Annotated in this window: 14 protein-coding genes; 10 read left to right on the forward strand and 4 right to left on the reverse strand. The window is 56.9% G+C overall.

Translation table 11 applies throughout. From position 1 onward, the window contains the following. Positions 1 to 11 precede the first annotated feature (11 nt). The 6 genes from dnaB to B3229_RS10245 all read left to right on the forward strand — a co-directional run bounded on the left by dnaB (position 12) and on the right by B3229_RS10245 (position 5,028). Positions 12 to 1,418 (forward strand): replicative DNA helicase, encoded by a 1,407-nt coding sequence (gene dnaB / locus B3229_RS10220; protein ID WP_033793192.1) that lies wholly within the window; start codon positions 12 to 14, stop codon positions 1,416 to 1,418. Positions 1,419 to 1,541: 123 nt separating this feature from the next. Further along, positions 1,542 to 2,033, forward strand: coding sequence for an Lrp/AsnC family transcriptional regulator (locus B3229_RS10225; RefSeq protein WP_033749153.1), 492 nt, complete (start codon positions 1,542 to 1,544; stop codon positions 2,031 to 2,033). A 240-nt stretch (positions 2,034 to 2,273) separates the two neighbouring features. Beyond that, a complete protein-coding gene (locus tag B3229_RS10230; protein WP_048781400.1) occupies positions 2,274 to 2,888 on the forward strand; it encodes a YitT family protein in 615 nt (204 codons plus the stop codon). A gap of 48 nt (positions 2,889 to 2,936) precedes the next feature. Further along, complete coding sequence (locus tag B3229_RS10235; RefSeq protein WP_286870543.1) at positions 2,937 to 4,130, forward strand: aromatic amino acid transaminase; 1,194 nt, start codon at positions 2,937 to 2,939, stop codon at positions 4,128 to 4,130. A 143-nt stretch (positions 4,131 to 4,273) separates the two neighbouring features. After that, complete coding sequence (locus B3229_RS10240) at positions 4,274 to 4,696, forward strand: secondary thiamine-phosphate synthase enzyme YjbQ (RefSeq protein ID WP_033749156.1); 423 nt, start codon at positions 4,274 to 4,276, stop codon at positions 4,694 to 4,696. Next, a complete protein-coding gene (locus B3229_RS10245; RefSeq protein WP_033749157.1) occupies positions 4,693 to 5,028 on the forward strand; it encodes an MmcQ/YjbR family DNA-binding protein in 336 nt (111 codons plus the stop codon). Before B3229_RS10240 ends, B3229_RS10245 begins: the two co-directional genes overlap by 4 nt. Positions 5,029 to 5,066: 38 nt before the next feature. Here B3229_RS10245 and B3229_RS10250 read toward each other — a convergent pair whose 3' ends face one another. After that, complete coding sequence (locus B3229_RS10250) at positions 5,067 to 6,131, reverse strand: NAD(P)-dependent alcohol dehydrogenase (RefSeq protein ID WP_048781398.1); 1,065 nt, start codon at positions 6,129 to 6,131, stop codon at positions 5,067 to 5,069. Between the two features lie 267 nt (positions 6,132 to 6,398). Next, positions 6,399 to 9,236: an excinuclease ABC subunit UvrA gene (gene uvrA, locus B3229_RS10255; protein WP_048781397.1), complete on the reverse strand. Its 2,838-nt coding sequence runs from the start codon at positions 9,234 to 9,236 to the stop codon at positions 6,399 to 6,401. Between the two features lie 225 nt (positions 9,237 to 9,461). Between uvrA and ssb1 the strand changes: the two genes are divergently transcribed. Then, entirely contained in the window at positions 9,462 to 10,016 is a 555-nt protein-coding gene (gene ssb1 / locus B3229_RS10260) for a single-stranded DNA-binding protein SSB1 (protein WP_033749160.1), read from the forward strand. A 146-nt stretch (positions 10,017 to 10,162) separates the two neighbouring features. Here ssb1 and B3229_RS10265 read toward each other — a convergent pair whose 3' ends face one another. Beyond that, positions 10,163 to 10,687, reverse strand: a complete 525-nt coding sequence (locus tag B3229_RS10265; RefSeq protein WP_286870548.1) for an isochorismatase family protein — start codon at positions 10,685 to 10,687, stop codon at positions 10,163 to 10,165. 126 nt (positions 10,688 to 10,813) lie between these two features. Between B3229_RS10265 and B3229_RS10270 the strand changes: the two genes are divergently transcribed. Both B3229_RS10270 and B3229_RS10275 read left to right on the forward strand, forming a co-directional pair. Next, positions 10,814 to 11,641 carry an AraC family transcriptional regulator gene (locus B3229_RS10270; RefSeq protein ID WP_286870816.1) on the forward strand — a complete coding sequence of 276 codons (828 nt, stop codon included), beginning with the start codon at positions 10,814 to 10,816 and terminating at the stop codon, positions 11,639 to 11,641. Between the two features lie 80 nt (positions 11,642 to 11,721). After that, complete coding sequence (locus tag B3229_RS10275) at positions 11,722 to 12,681, forward strand: DMT family transporter (RefSeq protein ID WP_286870818.1); 960 nt, start codon at positions 11,722 to 11,724, stop codon at positions 12,679 to 12,681. A gap of 924 nt (positions 12,682 to 13,605) precedes the next feature. Here the strand turns inward: B3229_RS10275 and B3229_RS10280 are convergent. After that, on the reverse strand, positions 13,606 to 14,001 hold the full coding sequence (locus tag B3229_RS10280; protein ID WP_048781395.1) for a transposase: 396 nt from the start codon (positions 13,999 to 14,001) through the stop codon (positions 13,606 to 13,608). A gap of 525 nt (positions 14,002 to 14,526) precedes the next feature. Between B3229_RS10280 and B3229_RS10285 the strand changes: the two genes are divergently transcribed. Further along, positions 14,527 to 15,783, forward strand: coding sequence for a polysaccharide biosynthesis C-terminal domain-containing protein (locus B3229_RS10285; RefSeq protein ID WP_033749163.1), 1,257 nt, complete (start codon positions 14,527 to 14,529; stop codon positions 15,781 to 15,783). Positions 15,784 to 15,788 lie beyond the last annotated feature (5 nt).

The raw sequence follows: 15,788 nt of genomic DNA on the forward strand, positions 1-15,788 counted from the left end.
TTGCATTCACTATGGCAGGAAATAAACCCACCAACAAATCGAACGACACGCCCGACCGGCAGCTGGAAGGTATTAAAATGCCGCCGCATTCGATTGAAGCGGAGCAGTCGGTGCTGGGTGGGTTGATGCTGGATAACGAACGCTGGGACAACGTCTCCGAGCGCGTCGTGGCGGAAGATTTCTTCAACCGCTCGCACCGTCTGATCTTTTCCGAGATGCAGCGTCTGCTGGAAGCGGGCCAGCCCATCGACCTGATCACGCTCTCTGAATCGCTGGAAACGCGTGGCGAGCTGGAGATGGCGGGCGGGTTCGCCTATCTGGCGGAGCTGGCGAAAAACACCCCCAGCGCGGCGAACATCGGCGCTTATGCGGATATCGTGCGCGAACGCGCAGTAGTGCGCGAAATGATCTCGGTAGCGAATCAGATCGCCGACGCCGGTTACGATCCCCAGGGACGCAACAGCGACGAACTGCTCGACTTCGCCGAGTCCAACGTCTTTAAAATCGCCGAGTCGCGCGCCAGCAAAGATGAAGGGCCGAAGAACATTCAGGAGGTGCTGGAAGCCACGGTTTCGCGTATCGAATCCCTGGTCTCGACGCCGCACGACGGCGTGACCGGCGTCGATACTGGCTATCAGGACCTGAATAAAAAGACCGCCGGTCTTCAGCCGTCGGATCTGATTATCGTCGCGGCGCGTCCGTCGATGGGTAAAACCACCTTCGCCATGAACCTGTGCGAAAACGCCGCCATGCTGCACGACAAGCCGGTGCTGATCTTCAGTCTGGAGATGCCCAGTGAGCAGATCATGATGCGTATGCTGGCGTCGCTGTCGCGCGTGGATCAGACGCGCATCCGTACCGGCCAGCTTGACGATGAAGACTGGGCGCGTATCTCCGGCACCATGGGCATCCTGCTGGAGAAGAAGAATATGTATATCGACGACTCCTCCGGCCTGACCCCGACCGAGGTGCGGTCGCGCGCGCGACGCGTCTTCCGCGAAAACGGCGGGTTGAGCATGATCATGATCGACTACCTGCAGCTGATGCGCGTGCCGTCGCTCTCCGACAACCGTACGCTGGAGATCGCCGAAATCTCTCGCTCGCTCAAGGCGCTGGCGAAAGAGCTTAACGTCCCGGTAGTGGCGCTGTCGCAGCTCAACCGCTCGCTGGAGCAGCGCGCCGATAAGCGTCCGGTCAACTCCGATCTGCGTGAATCCGGCTCTATCGAGCAGGACGCCGACCTGATTATGTTTATCTACCGCGACGAGGTTTACCATGAAAACAGCGATCTCAAAGGCATCGCCGAGATTATTCTGGGTAAACAGCGTAACGGTCCTATCGGTACGGTGCGCCTGACCTTCAACGGCCAGTGGTCGCGCTTCGACAACTATGCCGGTCCGGCGTACGACGACGAATAACTCTCTCTCCCGGCATGCACGATCTGTGCATGCCGCCTCGCATCATCAGAAAATAGTGTTGGACAACCTCGCCGTTAATCGGGTTATCTGTATCACAGCGCACGTTTACGCACTGGAAGCAGCATGACTCACGTAGATGATTACGACCTGAAAATACTGACTTTATTACAATCTAACGGCCGCCTGACCAACCAGGAGCTGAGCGATTTAGTGGGCCTGTCGGCATCGCAATGTTCGCGCCGCCGCATCAACCTTGAACAGGCGAATTTAATCCTCGGTTATCATGCGCGTCTGTCGCCTGATGCGATCGGTCTGGGCATGGTTGGTCTGATTGAGGTGCGGCTGATTAATCACACCGCCGAGTACGTTGACAGCTTTCACCGCATGGTGGAGCAGGAAGAGGCGATCGTTGACGCCTACAAAACCACTGGCGATGCCGATTATCTGCTGAAAGTCGCCGTGGCGGATCTCGCTTCGCTGAGCGCGCTGATAAGTCAGCTGGTAGCGGGCCATCAAAGCGTGTCGCATGTGAAAACCTCGGTGGTACTGGGTCGCCTGAAAGAGAACGGTCTGATGATGGCGCCTGCGCACAAGATGCGCCAAAAGAGTGCATGATGTGCTTAACTGGTGCAATAGAGCGCCAGATAATGCAAAAAATATGCGTCAGAATTCGAATTTGTGCATGAATTGACGGTTTGTCCGCAAGGCGTGCGCAAAAACAAGCAACAAAAGCGCCTTAGTTATCAACTGGATAATCACTGGCACCTGCCGAAGGCGACCATAAGCCGACGGTATGGTGCGTTTTTTGCATCTTAACGCCACGCTTTTTCCGCTTAGAGTGCAATAAGATTACCTATGGATAACGTCGTAGAACCTACCCGCATTCCTCATTCGCGCATCGAAGATGCGCTGGCGATTCTGCTCGGCACGCTGATGGTCTCTTTCGGCGTCATTATGCTAAAACAGGCGGGCGCGCTAACCGGCAGCACTGCCGGCATCGCCTTCCTGATTAGCTACCTGTCGCCGCTCTCGTTCGGCAGCGCCTTTTTCCTGATCAACCTGCCGTTTTACTGGCTGGCGGTACGCCGCATGGGATGGGAATTCACGCTGAAAACCTTCTGCGCGGTGGGGCTGGTGTCGCTCTTCACTCATCTGCATCCGCTCTTTGTCCACTTTTCCGCGCTCAATCCCTTTTATGCGACACTGTTCGGTAACGTGATCATGGGCATTGGGTTTATAGTGTTGTTTCGTCATAAAGCCAGCCTGGGCGGGATCAATATCCTGGCGCTGTGGCTGCAGGATCGCATTGGGCTGCGCGCCGGCAAACTGCAAATGGCCGTCGATACCTGCGTCGTGCTGGCGTCGCTGTTCGTCGTCAGCGGGCCGATGCTGCTGGCGTCGGTCGCGGGCGCAGTGATCCTTAACCTGATTATCGCCATGAACCATCGTCCCGGACGGTACATGGTTTAATGCTGCATACACCTCTGATTTTTACGACCACACATGGAGATCTGCACCGTGTTTCAAAACGTTGATGCCTACGCCGGCGATCCGATTCTGTCGCTGATGGAAACCTTTAAACAGGATCCGCGCACGAATAAAGTGAATCTCAGCATCGGCCTCTACTACGATGAGCAGGGCATTATTCCTCAGCTGCAGGCAGTCGCCGCCGCAGAAGAACAGCTCAAGGCCGAGCCCCAGCAGGCGTCGCTCTATCTGCCGATGGAAGGCCTCAACGCGTATCGCAACGCCATTGCGCCGCTGCTGTTCGGCGCCGATCACCCTATGCTGAAGGCGGGCCGTATCGCCTCGATTCAGACGCTGGGCGGCTCCGGCGCGCTGAAAGTCGGCGCGGATTTCCTCAAGCGTTACTTCCCGAACTCCGGCGTCTGGGTCAGCGATCCGACCTGGGATAACCACGTGGCGATCTTCAACGGCGCGGGTTTCGAGGTGAAGAGCTATCCGTGGTACGACGCAGAGACCAACGGTGTAAAATTCGACGCCTTCCTCGCCGCGCTGAAAGCGCTGCCGAAGCAGAGCATCGTGCTGCTGCACCCCTGCTGTCATAACCCAACCGGCGCCGACCTCACTGACGCGCAGTGGGATCAAACCGTTGAGATGCTGAAGGCGCAGGAGCTGATTCCGTTCCTCGATATCGCCTATCAGGGCTTCGGCGCGGGAATGGAAGCGGACGCCTATGCTATTCGCGCTATCGCCGCCGCAGGCCTGCCGGCGCTGGTCAGCAACTCCTTCTCGAAAATCTTCTCGCTGTATGGCGAACGCGTCGGCGGCCTCTCTATCGTGTGCGACAGCGCCGAAGAGGCGGGACGCGTGCTGGGCCAGCTAAAAGCCACGGTGCGCCGCAACTACTCCAGTCCGCCGAACTTCGGCGCGCAGGTGGTGGCGCGCGTGCTCAACGACGACGCGCTGAAAGCGAACTGGCTGGCGGAAGTCGAGGCGATGCGCCTGCGTATCATCGCGATGCGTAAAACCCTGGTGGACGTGCTCAGCACGGCGCTGCCCGGCAAAAACTTCGACTACCTGCTGAAGCAGCGCGGCATGTTCAGCTATACCGGCCTGAGCGCGCAGCAGGTCGATCGACTGCGTGAAGAGTTCGGCATCTATCTGGTGGGCAGCGGCCGTATCTGCGTCGCCGGGCTTAACAGCAATAACGTGCAGCAGGTCGCGCAGGCGTTTGCCGCTGTCATGTGATGTAGCTGATTCTGCCATCCGCCTCCCTGGCTTGCTCCAGATACAAACCGTCCGCTCAGGCTGACGGTTTTTTTTCGCCTTCAGGTTTACCTTTCCGCGACTTATTGCACACTTAAACGGTGTAACCAACTCAGGAACAAGGCATGTGGCATCAACAAACGCTCACGCTCGGTGAGAAATCACGCGGTTTTCATCTGGTCACTGACGAAATCGTCGGCCAAATTCCAGCGCTGGCTCAGGTGCAGACCGGCCTGCTGCATCTGCTGCTGCAGCACACCTCAGCGTCGCTGACGCTGAATGAAAACTGCGATCCCACGGTGCGCAGCGATATGGAAAACCATTTTATGCGTCAGGTTCCGGAAGCGGCGCCTTACCAGCACGACTATGAAGGCCGCGACGATATGCCGGCCCATATCAAATCCTCCACGCTGGGCGTATCGCTGCTGCTGCCGGTTCAGCGCGGCAGGCTGATGCTGGGCACCTGGCAGGGCATCTGGTTAGGGGAACACCGCATCCACGGCGGCGCGCGGCGCATTGTCGCCACTTTACAAGGGGAGTCGAAATGAATACGTCAGATCTGCTGACTTACTGCATGAGCAAACCGGACGCGGAGCAGAGCGTCCACAGCGACTGGAAAGCGACGCAAATTAAAAGCGGCGGCGTGCTGTTCGCCATGGTGCATGAGGTTGAGGGGCGTCCGGCGGTGTCGCTGAAAACGACGCCTGCGCTGGCGGACTTGCTGCGTGAGGAGCACAGCGACGTCTTCCCCAGCGAGCATCTTAATAAGACGCACTGGAGCACGCTGCTGCTGGACGGATCGCTGAAAGATTCGCAGATCTACTATCTGGTAGATGCCTCTTATCAGCAGGCTGGCGCGACCCGCGCGGCGGGCGTCTAAAAGAAGCGCGCGGCCAGAAGCCGCGCGCCGGGTGTCGCTTACGCCGCCGCTTCGTCGCGCAGCGTATTGATATCAATAACAAAGCGGTACTTCACGTCACTTTTCAGCATACGCTCGTAGGCTTCGTTAATCTGATTCATCGCAATCAGTTCGATATCGGAAGTAATGCCGTGCTTGCCGCAGAAATCGAGCATCTCCTGTGTTTCGGCGATGCCGCCGATCAGCGAGCCGGCAATGCTGCGGCGTTTCATGATCAGGTTAAATACCTGCGGCGCCGGGTGATCGTGCTCCGGTGCGCCGACCAGCGTCATATTGCCGTCGCGCTTCAGCAGGGCGATAAACGGGTTAAGATCGTGCTGCGCCGCCACGGTATTCAGGATGAAATCGAAGCTGTTGGCGTGCTGCGCCATCTGATCCGCATCTTTCGAGATCACCACTTCATCCGCGCCCAGGCGCTTGCCGTCTTCGATTTTCGACGGCGAGGTGGTGAACAGCACCACATGCGCGCCCATCGCGTGCGCAATTTTCACGCCCATATGGCCCAGGCCGCCCAGGCCGACGATACCGACTTTTTTGCCCGGACCGACGTTCCAGTGGCGCAGCGGCGAATAGGTGGTGATGCCAGCGCACAGCAGCGGCGCGACGCCCGCCAGATCCAGATTTTCCGGCACGCGCAGCACGAAGTTTTCATCGACGACCACCGCCGTTGAGTAACCACCGTAGGTGACGTCGCCGGTTTCGCGATCCTGGCCGTTATAGGTGCCGACGAAGCCGACTTCGCAATACTGCTCCAGCCCTTCCTGACAGCTCGGACAGCTGCGGCAGGAGTCGACCATGCAGCCGACGCCAACCAGATCGCCGACTTTATATTTGCTGGCATGGCCGCCGACAGCGGTCACGCGGCCGACGATTTCATGTCCCGGCACGACCGGAAAAAGGGTGTTTTTCCACTCGTTGCGGGCCTGGTGCAGGTCAGAGTGACAAACGCCACAGAACAACACTTCAATCTGTACATCATGCGCGCGCAGCTCGCGCGGTTTGTAATCGAACGGCGCCAGGGGGGATCTCGCGTCCTGTGCAGCGTAGGCGTGCGTAATATTCATGGTGTCTCCAGCTTCGTTGTGTCGTGAAGAGAGTCTTGATTTCGGCGCGCAGAGCGCCGTGATAAGAGGGCGCAGCCAACAGGGCGCGCCAATGAGGAACGTTAAAAGGATAGTCACAGAAGGCCGGCGCGGCTATGCCTATACATGCCTGAATCTTGCCTGATTCTGTTTTTATCGGAGGGAATATGCAGTAAAAAAAGGCCCGCGTGCGGCGGGCCTGAGAGGACTTAATATGGACTAACGCGGCTGGCGTAGGGCGAATGAGCGCTAGGCGCTCTTTTTCGCCAGCAGCGGCTTCAGGAAGCGCGCGGTATGCGATTTCTCGCACTCCGCTACGGTTTCCGGCGTGCCGGCGACGAGGATTTCACCGCCGCCGCTGCCGCCTTCCGGGCCGAGATCGACAATCCAGTCCGCCGTTTTGATCACGTCAAGGTTATGCTCAATCACCACGATGGTATTGCCCTGGTTGCGCAGCTGATGCAGCACCTCCAGCAGCTGGGCGATATCGGCGAAGTGCAGGCCGGTGGTCGGCTCATCCAGAATATAGAGCGTCTGGCCGGTGCCGCGTTTCGACAGCTCGCGCGCCAGCTTGACGCGCTGCGCCTCGCCGCCGGAAAGGGTCGTCGCCGACTGACCCAGACGAATATAGGAGAGGCCGACATCCATCAGCGTCTGCAGCTTGCGCGCCAGCGCCGGGACGGCGTCAAAGAACTCGCGCGCCTCTTCGATGGTCATCTCCAGCACTTCATGGATGCTCTTGCCTTTGTACTTTATCTCCAGCGTCTCGCGGTTATAGCGCTTGCCTTTGCACTGGTCGCAGGGCACGTAGATATCGGGCAGGAAGTGCATCTCAACCTTCAGCACGCCGTCGCCCTGGCAGGCCTCGCAGCGGCCGCCGCGCACGTTAAAGCTGAAGCGGCCCGGATTGTAGCCGCGCGAACGCGCTTCCGGCACGCCTGCGAACAGCTCGCGCACCGGCGTAAAGATGCCGGTGTAGGTCGCCGGGTTGGAGCGCGGCGTGCGGCCGATTGGGCTCTGGTCGATATCGATCACTTTGTCGAAGTGCTCAAGCCCGTTGATCTCGCGATAGGGTGCCGCTTCGCCGGTGGTCGCGCCGTTCAAATGACGCTGCGCGATGGGAAACAGCGTATCGTTAATCAGCGTCGATTTACCCGAGCCGGAGACGCCGGTGATGCAGGTAAACAGGCCGACCGGCAGCGTCAGCGTCACATCTTTCAGGTTGTTGCCGCGGGCGCCGCTGAGCTTCAGCGTTTTGGTCGGATCGCCTTTCACGCGCTCCTGCGGCACCGCAATCTCGCGCTTGCCACTGAGGAACTGGCCGGTCAGCGACTCTTCCACCGCCATGATTTCGTGCACCGTGCCTTCCGCTACGATCTGGCCGCCGTGCACGCCGGCGCCCGGGCCGATATCGATCACGTGGTCCGCCGCGCGGATGGCGTCTTCATCATGCTCGACCACAATCACGGTATTGCCGAGATCGCGCAGGTGAATCAGGGTGCTGAGCAGGCGCTCGTTGTCGCGCTGATGCAGGCCGATTGACGGCTCATCCAGCACATACATCACGCCCACCAGCCCGGCGCCGATCTGGCTCGCCAGGCGGATACGCTGCGCTTCGCCGCCGGAGAGCGTCTCTGCGGAGCGCGACATCGACAGGTAGTTCAGGCCGACGTTCACCAGGAAGCTCAGACGGTCGCCAATCTCTTTCAGCACCTTCTCCGCGATTTTGGCGCGCTGGCCGCTCAGCTTAAGGTTGCGGAAGAAATCCATCGCATGGCCGATGCTCATATCGGAGATGGTCGGCAGATTGGTGTTCTCCACAAACACGTGACGCGCTTCGCGACGCAGGCGGGTGCCTTCGCAGCTGGCGCAGGCGCGATTGCTGATAAACTTCGCCAGATCCTCGCGCACCGCGGTGGATTCCGTCTCTTTATAGCGGCGCTCCATATTGTGCAGCACGCCTTCAAACGGATGACGACGCACCGAGGTGTCGCCGCGATCGTTGATGTACTTGAACTCAATATTCTCTTTGCCGGAGCCGTAAAGAATGACCTGGCGCGCTTTCTCGCTCAGGGTGTTGAACGGCGCTTCGACGTCAAAGTTGAGATGCTCGGCCAGCGAGCGCAGCATCTGGAAGTAATAGAAGTTACGGCGATCCCAGCCGCGGATCGCGCCGCCGGCCAGCGACAGCTCGCCGTTCTGCACTACTCGGTCAGGATCGAAATATTGCTGCACGCCCAGACCGTCGCAGGTCGGGCAGGCGCCTGCCGGGTTGTTGAACGAAAAGAGACGCGGCTCCAGTTCGCGCATGCTGTAGCCGCAGATCGGGCAGGCGAAGTTGGCGGAGAAGAGCAGCTCTTCCGCGTTCGCGTCGTCCATATCGGCGACGATCGCCGTCCCGCCGGAGAGATCCAGCGCGGTTTCAAGGGACTCGGCGAGACGCGTTGCCAGATCCTCGCGTACCTTGAAGCGATCGATGACGACTTCGATGGTGTGCTTTTTCTGCAGCTCCAGCTTCGGCGGATCGGAGAGATCGCACACTTCGCCGTCGATACGCGCGCGGATGTAGCCCTGCGCCGCAAGGTTTTCCAGCGTTTTGGTGTGTTCGCCCTTGCGATCTTTCACCACCGGCGCCAGCAGCATCAGGCGCCGGCCCTCTTCCTGCGCCAGCACGTTGTCCACCATCTGGCTTACGGTCTGCGCCGCCAGCGGCACATCATGATCCGGGCAGCGCGGTTCGCCTACGCGGGCAAACAGCAGACGCAGATAGTCGTGGATCTCGGTGATCGTGCCGACCGTAGAGCGCGGGTTGTGTGAAGTGGACTTCTGCTCGATAGAGATAGCGGGCGACAGACCTTCGATATGGTCGACATCCGGCTTCTCCATCAGAGAAAGAAACTGACGCGCATAGGCAGAGAGCGACTCTACGTAGCGGCGCTGACCTTCCGCATAGAGCGTATCAAACGCCAGAGAGGACTTGCCGGAGCCTGACAGGCCGGTGACCACTATGAGTTTGTCGCGAGGGATGATCAGGTTGATGTTTTTCAAATTATGGGTGCGGGCACCACGAACTTCGATCTTATCCATTCACCTTTCCCGGATTGAGCAGCACGCCCCGTGTCTTGCGGACACGATTAGCGTAAACAGGGTATTATGGCACAAAAAATAGACTGATTAAATATCCAGTATTTTTGTGTTTTGAGGGTAAAATGAGCGCTTCTGCGAGACGGCTCGAAAGTGGGAACGCTTAGCAGGACGTGGTAGAATTGATCGTTTAGACTCTTAAGTAACAACTCATCGGGAGAGAGCAACATGGCCAGTCGTGGCGTAAATAAAGTGATTCTTGTCGGGAATCTGGGTCAGGATCCGGAAGTGCGCTACATGCCGAATGGTGGCGCGGTTGCCAACATTACGCTGGCCACCTCGGAAAGCTGGCGTGACAAGCAGACCGGTGAAAACAAAGAGATCACCGAGTGGCACCGCGTCGTGCTGTTCGGCAAGCTGGCGGAAGTCGCCGGCGAATATCTGCGTAAAGGTTCGCAGGTCTATATCGAAGGCCAGCTGCGCACCCGCAAATGGCAGGACCAGGGCGGCCAGGATCGCTATACCACGGAAGTGGTGGTCAACGTCGGCGGCACCATGCAGATGCTGGGCGGCCGTCAGCAGGGCGGCGCCAGCGCAGGCGGCGCCCCGATGGGCGGCGGCCAGCAGAGCGGCGGCAACAACAATGGCTGGGGCCAGCCGCAGCAGCCGCAGGGCGGGAACCAGTTCAGCGGCGGCGCGCAGTCGCGTCCGCAGCCTCAGAGCGCCCCGGCGAGCAACAACAACGAACCGCCGATGGATTTCGACGACGATATCCCGTTCTGATTGTTGCGCCATCGCATCACGATCTCAGGCCCCGTTTACGCGGGGCTTTTTTTCGCGTGCTTAACCGTCTGCAAAGGCGCTACGCGTTATATAGTCCTCTGCAAAATGCCTGCGGGGATCCTTTTTACTCGCCTGCCGAGACAGGACTAACCGGCCCATCTGGTTAAAATTTCCGCCGTACTGACGACCTGCGGCACATTTCCCGGCAGAGACAAACCCGCCCACACCTCATTGTGTTGCCCAATCAGCTGCTCCGCGCTGGCGTAAGTGCGATCCGCCGTGGTATGCGCATCGGCAGCGACAATAATGCGATAGCCTAAGCCCGCGCCGACTTTAATCGTGGTATCGACGCAGTAATCGCTCGCGCAACCGCAAATCACGAAACTATCAACGTCGAGCTGGGTCAGCGTGGCGGCCAGTCCGGTTTGCCAGAAGCTGTCGCAGGCGGTTTTCGTCACGTAAAGCGAACCCGCCGGCTGGCGCAGCTCTGGCAGCAGTTCAAAAGCTTCGGTGCCTGGCTGCATCTCGCCTTCGCGGTGAGTGATGAAGATTGCCCTGTCGGCTGCGTCAGTCAGTTGATTGATGCGCGCTATACGTCCGGCGCGATCGAAGCGCGGCGTGGCGAAAACGCCGTTTTGCATATCGACAACGACAATCACTCGCTGGGTCATTTTCTTTCTCCTGGTGAACGCTGCGCTTCAGTGTCAATCAGCCGTAGCGAAAGCACAAAACTCTTTTGCAATTCGCCAGCTATCGCTGGCATGCTGAAAGCCTGTCTGGTTAACGAGGAGATTGAGGTGGAGGGCGTTCCGGCTATTTTTCCCTGCGAAAAAGATCGCGCGCAGTTTCGCCAGTTTGCCGAGCTGCCAGGCGTAGAACTCTATAAGGCGCATATCACCCGCTATGCTTTTGAGCCGCATACGCATGAGGCTTTCGGCATCGGCACTATCGAATCGGGCGCGCAGCGATTTCGCTATCGCGGTGCGCAGTACACGGCGCCGACCCATTCGCTGGTCATGATGAATCCCGATGAGCTGCACACCGGCGAGTCCGCCTGCGACGAGGGCTGGCGTTACCAGATGATCTATATCCAGCCAGATGAAATGGCGCAGCTTACCGGCGACCGCGGCTGGTGGTTCAGCGACGCGCTGCGCACCGACTCGCATCTGGCGCTGCCGCTATCGCAGGCGCTGTCGGCGCTGTGGCTGGCCGACAGCCCGCTGGCGCGGCAAAGCCTGATGGGCGACGTGCTGGCGCAGCTAAGGCCGCTGGCGCGCATGGCGCAAAAAGGCAAAGAAGAGGGGCGTCATCGCTTCGACCAGGTGCGCGATTATCTGCGCGACAATCTGGCCGAGTCGGTAAGGCTGGAAGAGCTGGCTTCGCTGGCGGGACTCTCGCCGTGGCATTTTCTGCGCGCCTTCCGCGCCCACTTTCACGTTACGCCGCATCAGATGCTGATGGCCTATCGGCTATACGAAGCCAAGCTGCTGCTGGCGCGCGGGCTGTCGGCCGCCAGCGTGGCGGCGAGCGTCGGCCTGAGCGATCAGGCGCATCTCACCCGCGCCTTTGCTCAGCGTTACGGCATTACGCCGGTGCGCTATCAAAAACAGGTACGCGGCGCTTAGGGCGAACCGCAATCTGCTACAAGATTTTTCCCTGCTTTTTCCGCCACACTTCCTTACGCACTTTAATAAAGGAAGAGATGATGTTAGCTGGCGTGTTGTTTGCCCTTGCCGCAGGGCTGATGTGGGGACTGATTTTCGTTGGGCCGCTGCTGGTACCGGACTATCCTGGCGCGCTGCAGTCTGCCGGACGCTATGTCGCGTTCGGCCTGATCGCGCTGCCGCTCGCCTGGCTGGATCGCCGTCGCCTGCGTAAGCTGCTGCCGGCTGACTGGCGCGAGGCGCTAAAACTGTCGCTGGTGGGCAACCTTCTTTATTACACCTTTCTCGCCAGTGCGATTCAGCGTACCGGCGCGCCGGTATCCACCATGATTATCGGCACGCTGCCGGTGGTGATGGCGATTACCGCCAACCTTTGTTACGGCCATCTTGAAGGACGCCTGGCCTGGCGTCGGCTGGCGCCTGCGCTGCTGGCGATCGGCGCCGGTCTGGCGTGCGTCAATATCGCCGAACTGCGCGGGCAGGAGGGCGAGTGGGATTTAACCCGCTACCTGAGCGGCATCGCGCTGGCGGTGCTGGCTGTCGCGTGCTGGACCTGGTATCCGCTGCGCAACGCGCGCTGGCTGCGCACCCATTCGCAGCACAAGCCCGCCACCTGGGCGACAGCGCAGGGGATCGTGACGCTGCCGCTGGCGCTGGTGATGTATGCGCTGGTGGGTGCCCAGCTGGCGTGGCAGCAGCCGAGCTTCACGCTGCCGTTTGGCCCGCAGCCGCAGCTGTTTCTGCCGCTGATGCTGATGATTGGCCTGCTCTGCTCCTGGCTCGGCACTCTGTGCTGGAATGCCGCCAGCCAGCGACTGCCGACAGTCTTTATGGGACCGCTTATTGTATTCGAAACGCTGTCCGGCCTGCTGTGGACCTTTCTCTGGCGACAAAGCTGGCCGCCGCTGCTGACGCTGACCGGTATTCTCTGCCTGATCTTCGGCGTGCTGTGGGCGATGCGCATCAAGCCTGAGCCGCTATTGACCTCAATTGAGCATTAATTCCTCCGGTCAGCGCCTTAATTAACAGGCGCTGACCCGCTGATTTCACACCGTTTTAAGAATAATACGCAGAGCGGAGCGGCAAAATTTGCCGCTCTTTTGCTATTAAATCGCTAAGGGAGGAGTGATAAGCGTAATAAAAAGCGATCGCGATCGCATTTTTCCCTCTCTTTAAACAGCGCTTAACCTCTTTCGCAGGCCCTAATTACCTCTTCAGACGGCTCATATTCCATCCCAGACAGGCATTTAGGCCTGGGCAGTGGCGATCAATTCGCCATTTTGCTGCATATTTATTGTCTGCCGGTGCGTTTTTATTGGCATTTGGCCCTGAGAATAGCGTCTGATAAACCACCTTTTTTTCCAGAAAGAAGCGGGCTATTAAGAATAATTCCCAATGAGAAAATTTACGAAACTTTAGCTTTGGCGATCTTTATGCTGAATAATCTTATATGAGTTAGCAGCCGAATAAGAAAAGCGATAAGCATTGATAAACCATTCAGCCAGGAAAATTCCTGGCATTTTTTTACCGCTCCGCTTATTTAAGGTTGATTAAATATTCTCCACTGGATGCAAACTTAGTGCCAGGCTATGTTGAAGTAAAAATGGCTTCTCTGAGAAAAGCTGTTCAGCGCAGCTTAATGGAAGGAGAGAGTTTTAGCACCGTGCATTAACATGCCTGATGTAAAGCAGGAAGCACCAATCTCATCGAAATGAGATTGGGCGAGAGGAGAAGTAGCGAGAAATGCGAGACTTTTGCTGGTGCTTATCAATATTACCGCAAAAAATGAAAATCGATCCGGCTGCAAACCCATCAGGAATGCATGGAGCGAAAATTAAAGCCACGAATGGTATCTTAAAGTGTCATCATCTCTTCTGGTAAGAACAATCTCAGCGCTAAGTCAGTTTAGGGCAGTATTATTGGTTTTATCGATTTTCCGAGCCTGACGGATAGTGATAAACGCTGCGGCTAATATCGAGCAGGCGGCAGCTGCGGCGCGTGCCGATGTCGAACGTGCTCTGCAGGAAGTTGACCGCCTGACGCTTCTCATTGGTAGTAAAGAAGTTCTTCAATACGCTTTGCAGCATCTCCTTATCTGAGTTGAGCGTTTGCAGCTCACGGGTAAGTGTTTGTAGTTTATCTTCTAACTCCTTGATTTTTCTTCCTTCCTCTGAAGAGAGGCCAGAGAACTTCTTCTTCCAGCTATAGAAGGTGGCCTCAGAGATCCCCAGCTCGTCACAAATCTCCCTGACTTTAACCCCTGATTCAGAAGCTTTAATGGCATTTGTGATTTGCTCTTCGCTATATCGTGACTTTCTCATAAATGCTCTTACCTTTCTTATCGATTAATGGATGAGATGTACTGTATTAATATCTGGCACTGTAAATAAACTATTAATGCAGTATTAAAGTGCGCGATTAGAATTGCGTGGGTTAAATTAAGATATTTAGAATAAATATCATCATGGGATAAATCTTATTTTATTCTTATCGGATGGGCGCACCTTCCTGGCCAGGGATTTTTGTTATAGATTCTTCCCATCCCAAATACGAAAAATTTCTACGTACATTTGATATTTAGCATAACGTGCTTGCTAAATTCGCAGGGAAATGGCTTGCGAATGGGTTCTGTTTTCATCGTGAAATCGATTCCAGATTTGCCATTCTGAGCCAAATTTAATCAGAATTATCCTGAAAATATTCACCGAATCGTGTTCTGATTCTCATTTTTCGGACCAGCCTGGTTTGAAATCTTTAAATAACGCCAGGCCCACTGAGCGCTTGTTAATTCGTTACAGGGACGTTGTACCGAAGCGGTTGAAGTAAGTAATGCAAAGGATGAGTCAATGAAATTAAGCGTAATGTCTAATGCCGCCTGGATGATGTCTGAGAAGATCGTCTCGGTTTTTGGCGTCATATTTGTGACCTCCTACGTGGCGAAATCATTCGGGCCAACCGTATTTGGCCAGATGGCGTTTTCTACCTCTTTATTTTCAATGGTCCAGACCGTCGCCATCTTCGGTACCGAAACTATCTTGTTTAAGCGGATCAGTAAAAGCGCGCCAAAAGGGCTGCGCCTGATGAACGTGGCGCGCACGCTGCGCATGATTTTACTGCTGGTCACCGCGGCGCCGGTGCTGGCCTGGGTGTGGTTCACCATGCCGCAAAACTTTCTGGCGTTCACGCTGGCGTCGTTCGTCGCCTCGGTATTCGTGACGCAGGACACCTTCAGCGTTTACAACAACGCGCGCCTCGCCTCCCGGCTCAATACCGTTGCGAACTCGCTCGGCATGCTGCTGAGCTTTACCATCAGCTTCGTTATCGCCTGGCTGCGCCTCAATCCGGCATGGCTGACGCTCTCTATCGTGGCCGTGACGCTGGTGCCTTACGTTATCAAGCGATACAACTTTTACCGCGAAACGCAGGATATTGCTCCGCCGCAGGAGAAACGTAGCGCCTATCTGCGCTATCTGATGTACGCCGGTCTGCCGCTGGCGATCTCCAGCATTTTTATTTCAGTGCAGGTTAAAGCTGCGCAGATGTTTTTAGCCGGCATCGCGTCGGCAAGCGACCTCGGGCTGTTTGCGGCGGCCAACACTATTGCGGCTTCGTGGATTTTTATCCCCGTGGCGCTCATAACTTCATGCTTCACTGAAATCTTCAGGGAACGCGGCGAAGTGGCTATTAAGCTGGCAGCGCGGCTTAACGGCTATGTCATGGGAGTTTCACTGATGATGTTGCTGGTCATCGCGCTGTTCGGCGAGAAAATCATCATCGCTTTATACGGTTCAGAATACACACAGTCAGGAAGTCTCATTACGTTGTTGTCAATGGCGACCTGTTTCTCCGCTATGGGCACCGTAGCCTACCGCTACATGGTGAAAGAGGGTGGTTTCAACTATCTGTTGAAGAAAATCATCTGCCTGATGGTCATCAGCCTGCCGCTTTCATGGTGGCTGATCCAGGGCTACGGCATTATGGGCGCCGCATGGAGCGTCTTCGTGTCGGAACTCTTGTCCCTTACCGTAATGAATTACTTCTTCAAAAACGGCGTCATTCAAAGAATTCAGGTTTCCTCACTCAACTACAAAACCTACAAATGAGGTCA

This window comes from Pantoea sp. UBA5035 (genome assembly GCF_002415245.1).
In the GTDB taxonomy this organism is placed as follows: domain Bacteria; phylum Pseudomonadota; class Gammaproteobacteria; order Enterobacterales; family Enterobacteriaceae; genus Pantoea; species Pantoea septica.